This window comes from Rhizobium sp. 01L410 (assembly GCF_056400165.1).
The window spans coordinates 263,677-278,230 of the sequence record NZ_JBFTST010000007.1 but is presented as its reverse complement, the minus strand read 5'-3'; the positions used below and the strand labels follow the sequence as shown (position 1 = coordinate 278,230).

Here is a 14,554-nt window from a genome sequence, read left to right as displayed (position 1 = left end):
CTCGCACGGCCCGGAACGCCAATGGATGTCTTAGGCCAGCGTGTAGCTGGTCTTGACGGTTGTGTAGAATTCGGCGGCGTACTTGCCCTGCTCGCGCGGGCCGTAGGAAGAGCCCTTGCGGCCGCCGAACGGGACGTGGAAATCGACGCCTGCGGTCGGCAGGTTGACCATCACCATGCCGGCTTCGGCATTGCGCTTGAAATGCGTCGCATGCTTGAGGCTGGTGGTGGCGATGCCCGACGAGAGGCCGAAGGGCGTGTCGTTGGCGGTTGCCAGTGCTTCTTCGTAATCCTTGACGCGGATGACGGAGACGACAGGTCCGAAGATCTCTTCGCGCGAGATGCGCATCTGGTTGGTCGCTTCGGTGAAGAGCGTCGGCTGCAGATAGAAGCCGGGCGTTTCGCGGGTAATGGTTTCGCCGCCGAAGGCAAGCTTGGCGCCTTCCTTCTTGCCGATCTCGATGTAGTCGGTGTCGGTCTTCAGCTGGCGCTCATCGACGACAGGGCCGATATGGGTGCCAGGCTTCAGAGCGTTGTCGACGACGATGGTCTTCAGCTTTTCCGTCAGTGCGGCAACGAACTTGTCGTGAATGCCTTCGGTGACGATCAGGCGCGACGAGGCGGTGCAGCGCTGACCGGTCGAGAAAAAGCCGGAGTTTGCGGCGGCTTCGACGGCGACCGTCAGGTCGGCATCGTCGAGAACGACCATCGGGTTCTTGCCGCCCATTTCCAGCTGGAACTTGCGGTTATGCTCGATGGAGGCGGCAGCGACGCGCTTGCCGGTGCCGGTCGAGCCGGTGAAGGTGATGCCTGCAACGTCGGGGCTGTCGAGCATGACCTGGCCGACGACCGAGCCCTTGCCCATGACGAGGTTGAGCACGCCCTTCGGCAGGCCTGCGCGGTGCAGGATATCGACGATCGCCCAGGAGCAGCCCGGAACGAGTTCGGCCGGCTTGAAGACGATGGTGTTGCCGTAGCAGAGGGCAGGGGCGATCTTCCAGGCCGGGATGGCGATCGGGAAGTTCCACGGGGTGATGATGCCGATGACGCCGAGCGGGTCACGGGTGATCTCGACGCCGATATTCGGACGTACCGATGGAACGATCTCGCCGGCAAGGCGCAGCACTTCGCCTGCGAAGAATTCGAAGATCTGCGAGGCGCGGATGGTTTCGCCGATGGCTTCCGGCAGGGTCTTGCCTTCTTCGCGGGCAAGCAGCGCACCGAGCTCGTCCTTGCGGGCCATGATCTCGTCGCCGGTCTTCTTCAGGATGACGTGGCGTTCCCAGATGCCGGAGCGCGACCAGGCCGGGAAGGCGGCCTTGGCGGCGGCAATGGCGTTCCTGGTGTCTTCGGCGGAGCCATCAGCGTAGAGGCCGACGACTTCGTTGGTGTCCGACGGATTGATGTTCTTCGTCGCATTGGTGCCGACCCATTCGCCGGCGATCAGGTTCTGATAAATGGTCATGGGCTCGCGAGCCTCCTTTACCTTTTATGAAAAATGACCCGGCCGTAGCGGCAGCCGGGTCATGGGAAATTAGAGCTGCTTGACGACGATTTCTTCTTCGGCGTCGATTTTCAACGGGTTCTTCAGCGGCAGGCCGAATTCCGCGACTTCGATTTCGAAGACGTCGCCGGCTTCCGGCTTGATGCCGTCGGCAAAGGACAGTGTCGCCGTGCCGAACATGTGGACGTGAACGTCGCCCGGTACGCGGAACAGGCCGTATTTGAAGTGATGGTATTCGAGGTTCGCGAAGGTGTGCGACATGTTCGCTTCACCCGACAGGAACGGCTTTTCGAAGATCACCTTGTCGCCGCGCTTGATGCGCGAGGTGCCGCGGATGTCCTCAGGGGCAACGCCGATGCGGATTTCCGGGCCGAAGCTTGCCGGACGCAGCTTGGAATGGGCGAGGTAGAGGTAGTTGATCCGCTCGGTGACGTGGTCGGAAAATTCGTTCGACAGAGCAAAGCCGATGCGGAACGGGCTGCCGTCTGCCGAGATCACGTAGATGCCGGCCATTTCGGGCTCTTCGCCGCCATCGAGCGCGAAGGAGGGGGAGACGAGGGGAGCGCCCGGTGCCGCAGCGCCGTAGCCGTTGCCCTTGTAGAACCACTCGGGCTGCACGCCCTTTTCGCCGGCCTTCGGCTTGCCGTTCTCGATGCCCATCTTGAACATCTTCATCGAGTCCGTGAGGGTTTCCTCAGCGGCTTCGCTGGTCTTCTTGTGCATGCTGTCGCGGGTTGCGGCCGAGCCCAGATGCGTCAGGCCGGTGCCGGTCAGATGCAGGTGGGCGGCGTCGGGATGGGTGATCGGCGGCAGGAAGCTGCCATCCGCGTACGCCTTCTCCAGATCGACGGCATCGCCGAAGCCATGCGCCTCGATGACCGAGACGAGGGACTTGCCGGCGTTTGCCGCTTCCATCGCCAGCGCATAGACGCTGCCTGCATTCTTCACGGCTTTCGCTGCACCGCCCGGCTCGCGCACGGCGACGATGATCTCTCCGTTCGAACCCTTGATCTGCGAAATGAGCACGGTCTTCATCCTCTTTGGGTAGCTGCGGATAATGCTCCGCCCGTCCGGCTCCCTGGGGAGCCGGAACTATTCGTTTTCATGACTGCGAATGCATGGAGCCGGCGCCGGAGCGCTCAGCCCTTATTCTTGTTATACACGTCGAAGAAGACGGCGGCCAAAAGGACTGCGCCCTTGACCATCTGCTGGTAGTCGATGCCGAGGCCGATGATCGACATGCCGTTGTTCATGACGCCCATGATGAAGGCGCCGATGACAGCACCGGTGATCTTGCCAACGCCGCCGGATGCGGATGCACCGCCGATGAAGCAGGCCGCGATGACGTCGAGTTCGAAGCCGACGCCGGCCTTCGGCGTTGCCGAGTTCAGGCGGAGCGCGACGATGATGCCCGCGAGACCTGCAAGCGCACCCATGTTGACGAAGGTGTAGAAGCTCAGGCGCTCGGTGTTGATACCGGAAAGCTTGGTGGCCTTCTCGTTGCCGCCCATGGCGTAGACGCGGCGGCCGATCGTGGTGCGGCGGGTGACGAAGGTGTAGACCGCGATCAGCACCAGCATGACGACGAGGACGTTCGGCAGACCGCGATAGGTCGAGAGCTGCCAGCCGAGCGCGATGATCGCCAGGGTCACGATAGCGTTCTGGCCGATGAAGAAGCCGAAGGGCTCGACATCGATGCCGTGGCTTTCATTGACCTTGCGGCGGCGCCAGGCGAGGTAGAAGAGAACGGCCGGGATGATCAGCGTCAGGATGAGCGAGGTCGACTGGACCGGGATGCCGGCGATGTCGATCATGTCGCCCGGCAGGAAGCCGGTGCTGATGACCTGGAATTCCTTCGGGAAGGGGCCGATGTTCTTGCCGCCGAGAACCGTCAGTGTCAGGCCGCGGAAGACGAGCATGCCTGCCAGCGTGACGATGAAGGACGGGATGCGGTGATAGGCGATGAAATAGCCCTGTGCCGCGCCGATCAGCGCGCCGACGAGGATACAGATCACGCCGGCCAGCCAGAAGTTCACGCCGAGCGTCACCGTCAGGATCGCCGCTATCGCGCCGACAAGGGCGACGATCGAGCCGACCGAGAGGTCGATATGACCCGCCACGATGACCAGCAGCATGCCGAGCGCCATGATGACGATGAAGGAGTTCTGGAGAACGAGGTTGGTCAGATTGACCGGGCGGAACAGGATGCCGCCGGTATAGATCTGGAAGAACAGCATGATCGCGACCAGCGCAATCAGCATGCCGTATTCGCGAATGTTGCCGCGGATGTAGTCAACAACGGAAACGACGTTGCTTTCCTCGGTTGTTGGGTTGACCGGAGTCATTGTTTCTTCTCCCCTGAGCGCATGATAGCGCGCATGATGGTTTCCTGGCTCGCTTCTCCCTTCGGCAGTTCCGCGACGATCCGTCCTTCGTTCATGACGTAGATACGGTCGCACGTACCGAGAAGCTCGGGCATTTCCGATGAGATCATCAGAACGCCTTTACCGTCGGCGGCAAGCTGGTTGATGATAGTATAGATTTCATATTTCGCACCCACGTCGATACCGCGGGTCGGCTCGTCCAGGATCAAAACATCGGGATCGGAGAACAGCCACTTGGAGAGAACAACCTTCTGCTGGTTGCCGCCCGAGAGATTGACCGTTTCCTGGAAGATGCCCGACGAGCGGATGCGCAGCTTCGACCGGTAGTCGGTCGCGACCCTGCTTTCCTTGATGTCGTCGATGATCGTGTTGTTGGAAATGCCGGCGAGGTTGGCAAGCGAGGTGTTGTGCAGGATGCTGTCGTTCAGCACCAGGCCGAGATGCTTGCGGTCTTCGGTGACGTAGGCGAGGCCCGCGTCGATCGCCTTGCGGACGGTGCTGACGTCGACGGGCTTGCCGTGCATCAGAACGTCGCCGGTGATCTTGTGGCCGTAGGCCTTGCCGAAGACGCTCATGGCGAACTCGGTGCGTCCGGCACCCATCAGGCCGGCAATGCCGACGACTTCGCCCTTGCGGACGTTGATGTTGATGTCGTGCAGCACCTGGCGGTCGCGGTGGTGCTGGTGATAGGCGTTCCAGTTCTTCACTTCGAGAATGGTTTCGCCGATCGGCACCGAGCGCGGCGGATAGCGGTCTTCGAGATCGCGGCCCACCATGTTGCGGATGATGATGTCTTCGCTGACTTCGTCGGCGTGACAGTCGAGCGTCTTGACGGTCATGCCGTCGCGCAGGACCGTGATGTGGTCCGCGACTTTGCGGATCTCGTTCAGCTTGTGCGAGATGATGATCGAGGTGATGCCCTGATTGCGGAACTCGATCAGCAGATTGAGAAGCGCGTCGGAATCGCTTTCGTTCAGCGATGCCGTCGGTTCGTCGAGGATCAGCAGCTTGACGCTCTTCGACAGCGCCTTGGCGATTTCAACGAGCTGCTGCTTGCCGACGCCGATATCGGTCACCAGCGTATCAGGGGATTCGCGCAGGCCCACCTTGGCGAGCAGCTGGCGCGTGCGATTGAAGGTTTCCTGCCAGCTGATGACGCCGTTCTTGGCGTTCTCGTTGCCGAGGAAGATGTTTTCGCCGATCGAGAGCAGCGGCACCAGGGCCAGCTCCTGATGGATGATGACGATGCCGATCTCTTCGGAGTCCTTCAGGACCTTGAAGTTGCGGACGTCACCTTCATAGACGATTTCGCCCTCGTAGCTTCCGGACGGATATACGCCGGAGAGAACTTTCATGAGGGTAGACTTGCCGGCTCCGTTTTCGCCGACCAATGCGTGGATTTCACCCTGGCGAACCTTGAGGTTCACATTCTCGAGCGCTTTGACACCCGGGAACGTCTTGGTGATGTTCCGCATTTCGAGGATTGTATTGTCCATAGTCAAAAATCCAGCGCCGTGACCTAAAAACTGCCAGGCGATCATAGAATCGAAGACCGGAACCCGCAATGAAGCGGGTTCCGGCCGACTTCTGAAATTACTTCAGCTGGTCTTCTTTGTAGTAACCGCTGTCGATCAGGACGGTCTTGTAGTTGTCCTTGGTGACAGCTACCGGCTTCAGCAGGTAGGACGGAACGACCTTGACGCCATTGTCGTAGGTCTTGGTGTCGTTCACTTCCGGCTCCTTGCCAGACATGACGGCATCAACCATGGCAACGGTGACCTTGGCGAGTTCGCGGGTATCCTTGAAGATCGAGGAATACTGCTCGCCAGCGATGATCGACTTGATCGACGGAACTTCCGAGTCCTGGCCGGAAACGACCGGGAGCGGCTGGTCCGGGGTGCCGTAGCCAACGCCCTTCAGCGACGAAATGATGCCGATGGAGAGACCGTCGTAAGGCGACAGAACAGCGTCGACCTTGGCGTCGGTGTAGTTGGCCGAGAGCAGGTTGTCCATGCGAGCCTGGGCCGTTGCCGGATCCCAACGCAGCGTGCCAACCTTGTCCATGCCGGTCTGGCCGGACTTTACGACGAGCTTGCCGCTGTCGATATAAGGCTGAAGAACCGACATTGCGCCGTCATAGAAGAAGAAGGCGTTGTTGTCGTCCGGCGAACCGCCGAAGAGTTCGATGTTGAACGGGCCCTTGCCGTCCTTGAGGCCGAGCTTGTCGACGATCGTGCCAGCCTGGAGAACGCCAACCTGGAAGTTGTCGAACGTTGCGTAGTAGTCAACGTTGCCGGAATCGCGGATCAGGCGGTCATAAGCGATGACCTTGATGCCGGCGTCATGAGCCTTCTGGAGAACGTCCGAAAGGGTCGTGCCGTCGATCGAAGCGATAACGAGAACCTTGGCACCCTTGGTGACCATGTTTTCGATCTGCGAAAGCTGGTTCGGAATATCGTCGTCAGCGTACTGGAGGTCGGTCTGGTAACCGGCGTCCGTGAGCTGCTTGACGATGTTGTTGCCGTCGTCGATCCAGCGAGCCGAAGACTTGGTCGGCATTGCGATGCCAACGAGGCCCTTGTCAGCTGCCATTGCCGGCACAACGAACGAAGCGACGCCGAAGGCAGCCGCAGCCATCAATGAGATAATGGATTTCATTTCTCTCTCCCTTGTTAATAGATCGGCGGACGAAAAATCGCCCACCACGAAACTGTGGCAGGTTCCGTAGATCGGATAGTTACTTCAGATGGTGAGAAACGAAGTAGGTCTCCTCCACGATCTCACACGTGTTGAGTGCCAACCAGCACACGGCGGCAAACTCGTACGGAATCCTATAACTGTCAAATAGAATAAGTGGTAAAGTGCATAACAAATTTGGTATATCGTTAAAAAGTATTACTTTTAATGGAAGGCGGAGGGGAGGCCGCAACCATGCCGATCATTTCCGAGCCACTTTCGCTGGATCACGTCGATATCCACAGCGATAATTTTGCCGACGATGCCTTTCTGCGTGCGGGTTTAAAGCTGAATCACCTGCGTATGATCGTCGCAATCGAAGATAGCGGCCAGATTTCCGCCGCCGCGGAGACGCTCGCCATCTCGCAGCCCGCCGCATCGCGGATGCTGTCCGAAATGGAATCAATCCTGAAGACCGCGCTCTACGAGCGGGTGGCACGCGGCGTGGTACTGACAACCTTCGGAGAAGCACTCGCCAGACGTGCACGCAAGATCCTGCTGGAGCTGCGCGAGGCGGGCCGGGAGATCGCCGAACTGAAGAGCGGGAAGGGCGGCTCGGTGTTCATCGGCGCGGTCACGGCGCCGGCAATGAGCCTCGTCGTTCCGGCCATCGACAAGGTGCGTAAGAGCTTCCCGGGGATCGAAGTCAACATCCAGGTGGAGACCAGCAACGTGCTGGCGCGCGAGCTCCTGGCGGCGCGGCACGACTTCATCATCAGCCGCATCCCCGACGATCTCAATCCGCGGCTTTTCGAGGTGCGCGAGATCGGCATCGAGAAGGCCTGCCTGATCGTGCGCAGCGGCCATCCGCTGTTGCAGGGCGGCCCGAGCAGCCTGTCCGACCTCAGCGACTATGACTGGGTGTTCCAGCCGCCGGGTACGCTGCTGCGCCGTACGGTCGAGGACATCTTCCTGGGCGCGGGTGTTCCGGTGCCCGGAAATATCGTCAACACCTCGTCGCTGCTTCTGACCTGCGCCATCGTCTGCAAGACCGATGCGATCGCGCCGGTGGCGATCGACGTCGCGCAGTTCCTGGCGAGCCAGAATTCGCAGGCCGCTGACGTGCGCATCCTGCCGACCGAATTCGAGATCAACGTGAAGCCTTACAGCCTGATCACGGCGCGAGAGCGGGCGCTGCCGCCGAGCGCGCGGCTGCTGTACGACCTGATCCTCGAGGAGGCGATGGCGCTGTCTCCATAGCCGCAAGCCCGGCGCCATGTTGGGACGCGAGACTGCGCCCTTCGAAACGGGAAGGCGACATGCTGTTCGGACAATCGGTGTTCCAGTCGGTTCTGGAGCGCCTGAAGGCGGAAGAAGGCGAGGAAGACGACGAGGCTGGCGATCAGCCCGCGGCATATCGCGTTCGCGGCTTCGCGACCGGTCTTGCCTTCGATGTGATGGAAGGGGTGTCGACAGCGGGGGAGCAGAAGCCCGGCCAGGGCTATTTCGACAATCTCGAATTCGAAGCGCCACCACCCGCGCCGGAAACGCCTGTGGCCGTGCCCGAGCCTGAACCCGCACCGGAGCCTGAGCCGGAACCCGTCATGCCCGAACATCTGTCTCGCATCGCCCCGGCCGACATTGCGGCGGAGCTGGCGATCTCATCGACGGATACGGTGCAGTCGCTCGGCGAAAAGCGCCGCGCCTTTGCCAAGGCCAATCATCCCGATCGCGTGCTGCCGCAGTTCCGCGACAACGCGACGCGGCGCATGACACTGGCGAATCTTCTGATCGATGAAGCGGTGCGCCGCCTCAGCCGCTGATCACTCCGGATCTTTGTCTTCGGCGACGGGCTCCGCAGTTGCCGTCTTCTCTTCTGCAGGCGGCTGCGGCTTGAAGGTCCAGAACAGCATATAGAAGGCGTAGATACCCGCGGCACCCGACAGCACGCCCCAGAAGGGATCGCCGCCGAAAAATTCCACACCCGCCCAGCCAAGGCAGACTGCAACGATGAGCGCACGTACCCAGACGTTGCGATAGGCGGGATGGGTTGGATCAATCAGCTGCATAAGTTCCCCGGTCATATTTCCATCACTTGTCTTTAGGATGGATTTCACAAATGTGAAAGGGTGGCGGGCTTGACGGCTCGCACAGAAAATGGAATGAAAATTCCAGAAATATTGCAATTCGGTCCATTTGTTCCGAATTCTCAGGGAGGTTCTCATGACTGTCAGATTTGGTCTTCTCGGTGCCGGCCGTATTGGCAAGGTGCATGCCAAGGCCGTAAGCGGCGATGCGAATGCCAAGCTCGTCGCCGTCGCCGATGCATTTCCGCAGGCAGCAGACGCCATCGCTTCGGCCTATGGCTGCGAAGTGCGCACGATCGAGGCGATCGAAGCCGCCAAGGATATCGATGCCGTCGTCATCTGCACGCCGACGGATACGCATGCCGATCTGATCGAGCGCTTCGCGCGCGCCGGGAAGGCGATCTTCTGCGAAAAGCCGATCGATCTCGATGTCGGCCGCGTCCGGGCCTGCATGAAGGTCGTGGAAGAGAACAAGGGCAAGCTGATGGTTGGCTTCAACCGGCGCTTCGACCCGCATTTCATGGCCGTTCGCAAGACGATCGACGATGGCCGCATCGGCGATGTCGAGATGGTGACGATCACCTCGCGTGATCCCGGCGCGCCGCCGGTCGACTACATCAAGCGTTCGGGCGGCATCTTCCGCGACATGACGATCCATGACTTCGACATGGCGCGCTTCCTGCTCGGCGAAGAGCCGGTCTCGGTCTTCGCAACGGCTGCCGTTCTCGTCGATAAGGCGATCGGCGAAGCTGGCGACTACGACAGCGTTTCGGTTCTGTTGCAGACGAAATCCGGCAAGCAGGCGATGATCTCCAACTCGCGTCGCGCCACCTATGGCTACGACCAGCGCATCGAAGTGCATGGTTCGAAGGGCATGGTCGCTGCGGAAAACCAGCGTCCCGTTTCGATCGAGGTCGCCAATGGCGACGGCTATACCCGCCCGCCGCTGCACGACTTCTTCATGACCCGCTACACCGAAGCCTATGCCAACGAGATCGCCAGCTTCATCGCCGCGATCGAAAAGGGCAGCAAGATTGCGCCTTCGGGTGCCGATGGCCTGGCAGCGCTGGCGCTTGCCGATGCCGCGGTCCAGTCCGTCAAGGAAGGCAAGCTCATCAAGATCGGCTGACGGCCTTCTCCCGACCGAAAGCTGACCATGAGATGGCCGGGCAATCGCCCGGCCATTTCGGTTTCTGGGCATCAGCCGGATTTGAATTTAGCATCAACGTTTCGCCTTTGACGCAGCGGAGCGGGGAGGCTATCAGCCGGGGATATTCTTGCTCTTGCCCCGAGCCGCATCATGACCCTCGACCGCTTCGCTCCCGCCATCTTCGTGCTTCTCTGGTCGACCGGCTGGGTCGTGGCGAAATATGCGGCGATGCATTCGGAGCCGTTCACGTTTCTCGTCATGCGCTACACGCTGTCGGCGCTCGCCTTCCTGGCGCTCTGTCTGGTGCTGAAGGCGAAGTGGCCCGACCGCGCAACCATCTGGCGGGCGATCTATTCCGGATTTTTCCTGCACGGCTTTTATCTTGCCGCCATATGGTGGGCGATCGCCAATGGCGTACCGGCCGGCATCTCTGGCGTGATTGCCGCCATGCAGCCGCTGCTGACGGCGATGGCCGCACCCTTCCTGATCGGTGAGCGTCTGCAACTGGCGCAGAAGCTCGGCCTGGCGCTCGGTTTCCTCGGCATCATCATTGCCGTGTCGCCCAAGCTTCTCGAACCGGCGACCGCCGATCTGATGCGGCGGTGCCGCTGACGATCAACCTGATCGGCATGGCCTCGGTCACCTACGGAACGATCTATCAGAAGAAGCATCTCCACAGCGGCGACCTGAAGACCATCGCGACACTGCAATATCTCGGCGCGCTCATCATCACAGTGCCGCTGGCGCTCGCCTTCGAAAGCCTGCATTTCGACGGCACCGCCGAAGCCTTCGCGGCGCTGGCCTGGTCGGTCTTCGGTCTGTCGATGGGCGGCATTGGCCTGTTGCTCTACCTGATCCGCCGCGGTCAGGTGTCACGCGCAGCGTCGCTGATCTACCTGATGCCGCCGACGGTGGCGATCGAGGCCTTTATCGCCTTCGGCGAGCCGCTGACACTGCCGCTCATCCTCGGGACTGTCGTTGTTGTCACTGGTGTCTATCTGACCAATCGAAAGAGCGTGCAGACGATTGAGGCCTGATCACTCGGCGGCCGGAGCCGCGTGGGTGAGCTTGGCGATCTTGCGGACGTGGGTGACGGCAGCGGTGCCGCCCGAGGTCTTGGTGAAGAGCTCGAGACGCTCTTCCTCGTTATCCTCGACCGGTGTCAGCGCCTGGTCCATGTAGGTCTTCGAGGCTGGATCCCTGGCGATCTTGAAGGCGGCGTAGCTCATCTTCACGATGACGCGGGCAAGCTTCATATGCTTGCTGAAGGTTTCCCACGCAAAACGCGGCCAGAAGAGCAGCGGATGAACCGGCTTCAGGCCGGGGCGCAATTCCGAGGGATGCTTCAGGCGCAGCAAGCCGCTCTGCAGCGGATGGACGTTTTCGAGCGGGACCGTCGTTGCGAAGGAGACGAGGACCTTGACGAGGCTGGCGAGCGGCACGCCTGTTGCTACCGCGCGGCGCAGCAGCGTCTTCACATGCTCGGGCGAGTAATAGAGCGACCAAGCCTCGCGGTAGACGGTTTCCCACTCCTCGCGGCTCATCTTGTCATGGGCGGTGCAGACATGCTCGACGTCGTAGGTGTTGAGGTCACTATCCATCTCGACGCCCTTGCGCCATAGCGTCTGATGGTCCTCTGAACCCGGCAGGGGTGTCAGCACGAAGAACTCGATGACATCAAGCGGAAGTTCGTGCTGGATGATCTGGATGTCGCGGCGGATGCTTTCGGGCGTATCGGCCGGGAAGCCCAAGATGTAGCCGGCCAGCGTCATGATGCCCTGCGCCTTCCAGGCGAGCAGCATCTTGCGGTATTCGGTGATCTTGTTCTGGTTCTTCTTGGCCGCCGTCAGATTGTCGGGGTTGACGTTTTCGAGGCCGATGAAGACGCGGGTGACGCCGGCGCGCTTCGATTTCTCGATGAAGTTCGGGATCTTGTGGCAGAGCGTATCGACTTGGATCATCAGGCCGAGCGGAATGCCGTCCTTCTCCCTCAGTTCGATCAGCCGGTCGAAGATCGCTTCCCAGTCGCGGTTGCGGGCGAAGTTGTCGTCGGTGATGAAGAATTTGTGGATGCCCTGCGCCCAGTTCATCCGGACCAGCTTTTCGATGTCGTCGGCCGAGCGGAAGCGCGACTTGCGGCCCTGGACATTGATGATCGTGCAGAACGAGCACTGGTAGGGACAGCCGCGTCCGGCATCGAAGCTGCTGGAGAGGCCGAGTGTATGCTGGATGTTTTCTTTGCGAAGGAAAGGGACGGGCGTGCCGCCGATGCCCGGCAGATCGTTCATGAAATTGTAGACGGGTTCCAGCTGGCCATAGGCTGCGTCCTGCAGCACCTTGTCGAGGCGCCCTTCGGCTTCACCGGCAAACATCGAGATGCCCATCTCGCGGCAGGCGTCGAGTTCCACGGCCTTGCCGTCGAGCATCGACAGACAGCCGGAGACATGGAAACCGCCCATCGACACAGGAATGCCGGCAGCCCGGAAGGGGCGGGCGATATCGAGGGCGCGGGGATACTGGTTGGACTGCACGCCGATGAGGCCGACCATGCCGAAATTGCCGTTGCGGGCAAGCAGTGACATGAGTTCGGGAATATTGACCCGGGTGTTGGTCTCGTCGATCACCTTGATATCGATGCCGACACCGGGGCCTAGCACCTCGCGTTCGGCGCAGTCGGCGGCGATGCCGTAAAGCGCGGCCAGCGAATTGGAAGGGATCATCGCCCGCCACCAGCGGATCACGTAACCGTCGTCGTCATAGTGCGACGGTTTGATCAGGATGAACTGGAAGCGGCGCGCGCTCGATCTCGAAGGCAATGACACTGGCTATCTCACTTAATCCAATGGACTTGAAAATAAACACAGTTAACGGCGCCCGCTCCTGTCCGGAGCCTGCGCCCAACAATACTGCTTGGATGACGATCCCGGCGTCTCGCATGCAGATTGCAATGTCGTTTTTCACATGTGACCGGTTCACGGCGCTTCAAGGCCGCTTATCCGGATGTAAGCCGTCTCCTATGTTTTAAAACAAAAAGAGGCCGGAATATACCGGCCTCTTCGTGAATTCAGTATTCGGACAGACGCTCAGGCCTGTTCGCGGCGCTGGCCACCGCCGTTGCGCGGGCCCTTGCGGCGAATGCCGCCGGAGCCATCCTTGCGCTCGCCCTGGGCCTGCTGGCCTTCGCCATGCTTGCGGGCTGGACGGCCGTGGGCATTGCGGGCGCCGCCCGGATGATGGCGGTTTTCGCCACCGCCATGATGGGGGCGCTGCGGCTTCTTGGCGGCAGGGCGGAAATCCGACGTCGTTGCGAGATCGTTGTCCGGGCCGAGGTCCGGAGCGACTTCGCCGCGGCGCTGGCCACGGAAGTCCTCGTTGCGCTGGGTCTGGCGCTCGGGACGGGGACGGCGCTCGCGGCGCTCCTCGCCACCGGCACGAACCTCGCCACCTTCACCTTCGCGGCGCGGGCGCTGCGGACGGTTGCCGCGGTTTTCGCCACGGGGCTGCTCGCTGCGGCCTTCGCCGCCACGGGCCTGACGCTCGCCACCGCGATTGCGGTTGTTGCCATTGCCGTTGCCGTTTGCACGGCGCGGGGCGGCGCGCATGTCGGCCGGCGCTTCGCCGCTGGCAACGGTGATGCTGATGTTCATCAGCTTCTCGATGTCGCGGAGCAGGCGGGCTTCATCTGGGGCGCAGAAGGCGATCGCGATACCGTCACGGCCGGCACGGGCCGTACGGCCGATGCGGTGGACATAGGCTTCGGCGACTTCAGGCAGGTCGTAGTTGTAGACGTGGCTGACAGCCGGAATGTCGATGCCGCGGGCGGCAACGTCGGTGGCGATCAGCGTCTTGATATCGCCGTCCTTGAAGGACTTGAGGGCGCGCTCGCGCTGGCCCTGGCTCTTGTTGCCATGGATCGAGGCGACCGAGTAGCCGACGGAATCGAGATGCTTCATCAGCTTCTCGGCACCATGCTTGGTGCGCAGGAAAACGATGGCGCGGCCATCCGGGTTCTCCGTCAGCGACTTCTTCAAGAGGTCGGTCTTGTCGTTCTTGCCGTTGACGAAGTGGACGTACTGCTCGACCTTGTCGGCAGCCTTGCCCGGAGGCGTGACTTCGACGGTAACCGGATCTGTCAGGAAGTCGGCGGCGAGATCGGCAATCGCCTTCGGCATGGTGGCCGAAAACAGCATGGTCTGGCGCTTCTTCGGCACCATCTTGGAGATCTTGCGCAGGTCATGCACGAAGCCCAGGTCGAGCATCTGGTCGGCTTCGTCGAGAACAAGGTAGCGCACGGCGGTCAGGCCGATGGCACGGCGGTTGACGAGGTCGAGCAGGCGGCCTGGGGTTGCGACGAGAATGTCGGTGCCCTTTTCAAGCTGCAGCTGCTGCTTGTTGATCGACACGCCGCCGACGACGACGTTGATGCGCAGATGCGACTTGCGCAGGAAGTTCTTCAGGTTGACGGCGATCTGGTTCACCAGTTCGCGGGTCGGCGCCAGGATCAGCGTGCGGGTCGTGCGGTTGTCGGGGCGGCGCTCTTCGGGGATCAGCTTTTCGATGAGCGGCAGGCCGAAGGCAGCGGTCTTGCCGGTGCCGGTCTGGGCTAGACCGATGAGGTCACGGCCCTGGATGAGCAGAGGGATCGCCTTTTCCTGGATGGGGGTCGGCCTTTCGATGCCGAGCTGGAAAAGAGTGGCGACGATCGGCTTGGAGACACCAAGCGATTCAAAATTGGTCAAGTCATAACCTTTTCA

At 61.2% G+C, this 14,554-nt stretch carries 11 protein-coding genes and 1 pseudogene; 4 read left to right on the top strand and 8 right to left on the bottom strand.

Translation table 11 applies throughout. From position 1 onward, the window contains the following. Positions 1-30 precede the first annotated feature (30 nt). The 5 genes from AC1DV9_RS17645 to chvE form a co-directional block, all read right to left on the bottom strand. Complete coding sequence (locus AC1DV9_RS17645) at positions 31-1,464, bottom strand: aldehyde dehydrogenase family protein (RefSeq protein ID WP_477949430.1); 1,434 nt, start codon at positions 1,462-1,464, stop codon at positions 31-33. 69 nt (positions 1,465-1,533) lie between these two features. Continuing rightward, on the bottom strand, positions 1,534-2,529 hold the full coding sequence (araD1, locus tag AC1DV9_RS17640; protein WP_477949428.1) for an AraD1 family protein: 996 nt from the start codon (positions 2,527-2,529) through the stop codon (positions 1,534-1,536). Between the two features lie 113 nt (positions 2,530-2,642). Then, positions 2,643-3,848: a multiple monosaccharide ABC transporter permease gene (gene mmsB, locus AC1DV9_RS17635; protein ID WP_477949426.1), complete on the bottom strand. Its 1,206-nt coding sequence runs from the start codon at positions 3,846-3,848 to the stop codon at positions 2,643-2,645. Continuing rightward, positions 3,845-5,383, bottom strand: coding sequence for a multiple monosaccharide ABC transporter ATP-binding protein (gene mmsA, locus AC1DV9_RS17630; RefSeq protein ID WP_477949424.1), 1,539 nt, complete (start codon positions 5,381-5,383; stop codon positions 3,845-3,847). The genes mmsB and mmsA overlap by 4 nt, the downstream gene beginning before the upstream one ends. A gap of 97 nt (positions 5,384-5,480) precedes the next feature. Continuing rightward, on the bottom strand, positions 5,481-6,545 hold the full coding sequence (gene chvE, locus AC1DV9_RS17625) for a multiple monosaccharide ABC transporter substrate-binding protein (protein ID WP_112515571.1): 1,065 nt from the start codon (positions 6,543-6,545) through the stop codon (positions 5,481-5,483). Between the two features lie 273 nt (positions 6,546-6,818). Between chvE and AC1DV9_RS17620 the strand changes: the two genes are divergently transcribed. Both AC1DV9_RS17620 and AC1DV9_RS17615 read left to right on the top strand, forming a co-directional pair. Continuing rightward, entirely contained in the window at positions 6,819-7,823 is a 1,005-nt protein-coding gene (locus AC1DV9_RS17620) for a LysR family transcriptional regulator (RefSeq protein ID WP_477949422.1), read from the top strand. Positions 7,824-7,882: 59 nt separating this feature from the next. Continuing rightward, positions 7,883-8,386 carry a hypothetical protein gene (locus AC1DV9_RS17615; RefSeq protein WP_477949420.1) on the top strand — a complete coding sequence of 168 codons (504 nt, stop codon included), beginning with the start codon at positions 7,883-7,885 and terminating at the stop codon, positions 8,384-8,386. On the opposite strand, the gene AC1DV9_RS17610 is transcribed toward AC1DV9_RS17615, so the two are convergent. Further along, complete coding sequence (locus AC1DV9_RS17610) at positions 8,387-8,632, bottom strand: hypothetical protein (RefSeq protein ID WP_477949525.1); 246 nt, start codon at positions 8,630-8,632, stop codon at positions 8,387-8,389. 154 nt (positions 8,633-8,786) lie between these two features. Between AC1DV9_RS17610 and iolG the strand changes: the two genes are divergently transcribed. Then, positions 8,787-9,779, top strand: coding sequence for an inositol 2-dehydrogenase (gene iolG / locus AC1DV9_RS17605; RefSeq protein ID WP_112390249.1), 993 nt, complete (start codon positions 8,787-8,789; stop codon positions 9,777-9,779). 171 nt (positions 9,780-9,950) lie between these two features. Further along, positions 9,951-10,837, top strand: a pseudogene (locus tag AC1DV9_RS17600) (DMT family transporter). Here the strand turns inward: AC1DV9_RS17600 and AC1DV9_RS17595 are convergent. Beyond that, positions 10,838-12,622 carry a B12-binding domain-containing radical SAM protein gene (locus AC1DV9_RS17595; RefSeq protein WP_477949418.1) on the bottom strand — a complete coding sequence of 595 codons (1,785 nt, stop codon included), beginning with the start codon at positions 12,620-12,622 and terminating at the stop codon, positions 10,838-10,840. 261 nt (positions 12,623-12,883) lie between these two features. Next, positions 12,884-14,539, bottom strand: a complete 1,656-nt coding sequence (locus tag AC1DV9_RS17590) for a DEAD/DEAH box helicase (RefSeq protein WP_477949416.1) — start codon at positions 14,537-14,539, stop codon at positions 12,884-12,886. Positions 14,540-14,554 lie beyond the last annotated feature (15 nt).

Excerpts from the sequence above, each read along its gene's own strand:
- AC1DV9_RS17645 (WP_477949430.1), bottom strand. The coding sequence starts at position 1,464 with ATGACCATTTATCAGAACCTGATCGCCGGCGAATGGGTCGGCACCAAT.
- mmsB (WP_477949426.1), bottom strand. The coding sequence starts at position 3,848 with ATGACTCCGGTCAACCCAACAACCGAGGAAAGCAACGTCGTTTCCGTT.
- mmsA (WP_477949424.1), bottom strand. The coding sequence starts at position 5,383 with ATGGACAATACAATCCTCGAAATGCGGAACATCACCAAGACGTTCCCG.
- chvE (WP_112515571.1), bottom strand. The coding sequence starts at position 6,545 with ATGAAATCCATTATCTCATTGATGGCTGCGGCTGCCTTCGGCGTCGCT.
- AC1DV9_RS17620 (WP_477949422.1), top strand. The coding sequence starts at position 6,819 with ATGCCGATCATTTCCGAGCCACTTTCGCTGGATCACGTCGATATCCAC.
- AC1DV9_RS17615 (WP_477949420.1), top strand. The coding sequence starts at position 7,883 with ATGCTGTTCGGACAATCGGTGTTCCAGTCGGTTCTGGAGCGCCTGAAG.
- AC1DV9_RS17610 (WP_477949525.1), bottom strand. The coding sequence starts at position 8,632 with ATGCAGCTGATTGATCCAACCCATCCCGCCTATCGCAACGTCTGGGTA.
- iolG (WP_112390249.1), top strand. The coding sequence starts at position 8,787 with ATGACTGTCAGATTTGGTCTTCTCGGTGCCGGCCGTATTGGCAAGGTG.